Here is a 2,260-nt window from a genome sequence, read left to right as displayed (position 1 = left end):
CGTAAGCACCCAACCAAATGACGGATTTTCAGCAACAATTTAGCGCGCTACACTTACCTCATCAATTCAAACTGGTGAGGTATTTGTATGGAAGAAAAGCCTGATGTTGTTCATTTTCAAATGGATCAGCCCAAGTCGCGGCAGTCGGAGGTGACCAAAGCACTACAGATAAAACTGAGTAATGAGAAGACCGTTATCGTCTATAACCGCGTCAACAGCTACATCCTTGATGCACTTTTAAAGGCGGTGTTCTAAATGTTTCTTGATCTTAAACGAATCGCTCAGGTCTATTTAGTCTGCGGTCGTACCGACTTACGTCGAGGAATCGATGGCCTAGCTGGAATTGTCCAAGAACAATATGAACTGGATCCCTACTGTCAGAACCTCTATCTGTTTTGTGGCAGCAAGAAGGATCGGTTTAAAGCTTTGTACTGGGACGGCGATGGCTTTGTGTTGTTGTACAAGCGTTATGAGAACGGTCGGCTTCAGTGGCCAATGGATCAAAACGCCGCCAAGGCGCTGACCCATCAACAGTTAACTCGGCTTCTAACTGGTTGGTCGATTGAATCTTCGATTCATTCAGTAAATCCACCAAAGAAGTCGTATTCAAATCAGCAAAGGAGTGGTAAAGTCTAAATCAACAATAAGGTGGTGAGGACATGAGCGAAATAGCAACAGTTGATGAACACGAAGAAGTGCTTGCGTTAAGACGAAAAGTGGACGAGTTAGAAACTCAGCTTGAGTGGTTTAGAAAACAAGTATTCGGCCAAAAATCTGAGCATGCGAAACCTATGGATGTTAATCAGCTGTCTTTGTTTGCCCAACAGGTCGAACAAGCGCAAGCAGCCTTATCCGCCGCCGAACAGGAAACTCATGTCAAAGCCTATACTCGAAAGAAAAACAAGAAATCAAACGAGAAGCTTGGCCGCGAAGTCGAAACCATCGAGAAGACGATTGATATTACTGACGAGCAACGCAAGTGTGCGCCAGGTTGGAAGTTAGTTTCAATTGGGCGTCGTGAGATGCGTACTAGTGCAACTTATGTTCCAGCGAAAGTAGTCAAAATCATCTATTACGTCCGGACTTATAAGAAGGTTCGAATTGACGGTGAAGGAGATCCAGAGTTTCTTCAAGCAAAGTTGCCTAACGCTGTCATTCCGCGCAGTGTCGCCACGTCCTCGATTCTTGCCAAGGTGATTCATGATAAGTATGAACTTGATGTACCATTGTATCGCCAACTTCAAGACTGGAAACGCATCGGGTTGATGGTAAGCGAAACGACGTTGAGCAATTGGATGATCGATAGTGCGGAATTGTTAGCGCCGATCTATGATCGGATGCATCAATGCTTGATCCGACAGAAGTTTCTTCAAGGAGATGAGACCCCAACTCAAGTTCTCAAAGAGAATGGCCGTAAGGCAACGGATAAGTCATACATGTGGGTTGCCCGCACAGTGCGCAAGAACGCCACCCCAATGGTGTACTTCAAGTATGATCCACACCGCAGTCAAAGCGTTGCCCAAGAACTATACGCAAACTTTAGTGGTGTCCTTCAATGTGACGGGTATGCCGGATACAACGGGCTGTCCATTGAACGAGTTGCCTGCATGGCACACGTACGTCGCAAGTTCTTTGAAGCAGCACGTGTCTCCAAGACGCTAGATACCAGTATTCCATTGAAGTTACTTGATGAGATGTTTGGGCTTGAAGCACAATGGCAAAAGCTGTCACCCAAAGCTCGTCGAAAACGTCGTCGTAGCAAGCTTTCCCCGTTAATGAAACGGTTCTGGGTTTGGTGTGATATGTGTGATGCCTTACCAAAGAGCAATATGGGTAAAGCTGTTGCCTATGCCGAAAGCATGCGTCCCTACGTTGATAGGCTAATGAAATATGGCGATATGGATTTCAGCAATAACGCTTCGGAACGCAACATGAAAAGTTATGTTATGGGTCGAAAGAACTTCTTGTTTAGTACCAGCCCGGAGGGTGCGCGTGCTAATGCAATTTTGATGAGTACCATCGAAACGTGCAAAGCCAACGCAATTGATCCGATGACTTATCTTACGGAAGTTCTGGATGAAATGGCGCAATATCCCGAGAATCGAAAATTCGAATATCTGGGGCAGTATTTGCCATGGAATTGGAAGCAGTCATAAGAATCTGGCAGCAGATCAAGATCAAAGCCCAGTATCTGAGAGGAAAAATCGCCTCTCAGATACTGGGCTTTTGATTATTGAACGTCATTTGGTTGGGTGCTTAC

3 protein-coding genes are annotated in these 2,260 nt (G+C 45.5%); all 3 read left to right on the top strand.

The window, feature by feature from the left end; translation table 11 throughout:
• Positions 1 to 87: 87 nt before the first annotated feature.
• Genes ACGG90_RS15455 through tnpC form a run of 3 tightly spaced genes read left to right on the top strand, consistent with a single transcriptional unit; the run spans position 88 to position 2,156 of the window.
• A complete protein-coding gene (locus ACGG90_RS15455; protein WP_183406715.1) occupies positions 88 to 255 on the top strand; it encodes a hypothetical protein in 168 nt (55 codons plus the stop codon).
• The gene (gene tnpB, locus ACGG90_RS15450) at positions 256 to 636 is read left to right on the top strand and encodes an IS66 family insertion sequence element accessory protein TnpB (RefSeq protein ID WP_390410720.1); all 381 of its coding nucleotides are present in this window, start codon (positions 256 to 258) and stop codon (positions 634 to 636) included.
• A gap of 23 nt (positions 637 to 659) precedes the next feature.
• Positions 660 to 2,156, top strand: a complete 1,497-nt coding sequence (tnpC, locus tag ACGG90_RS15445; protein WP_390410719.1) for an IS66 family transposase — start codon at positions 660 to 662, stop codon at positions 2,154 to 2,156.
• Positions 2,157 to 2,260: the final 104 nt, after the last annotated feature.

Origin of the sequence: Lacticaseibacillus jixiensis, from assembly GCF_042847315.1 — a bacterium.
Taxonomy (GTDB): domain Bacteria; phylum Bacillota; class Bacilli; order Lactobacillales; family Lactobacillaceae; genus Lacticaseibacillus; species Lacticaseibacillus jixiensis.
This window is presented reverse-complemented; position numbering and strand designations above follow the sequence as displayed.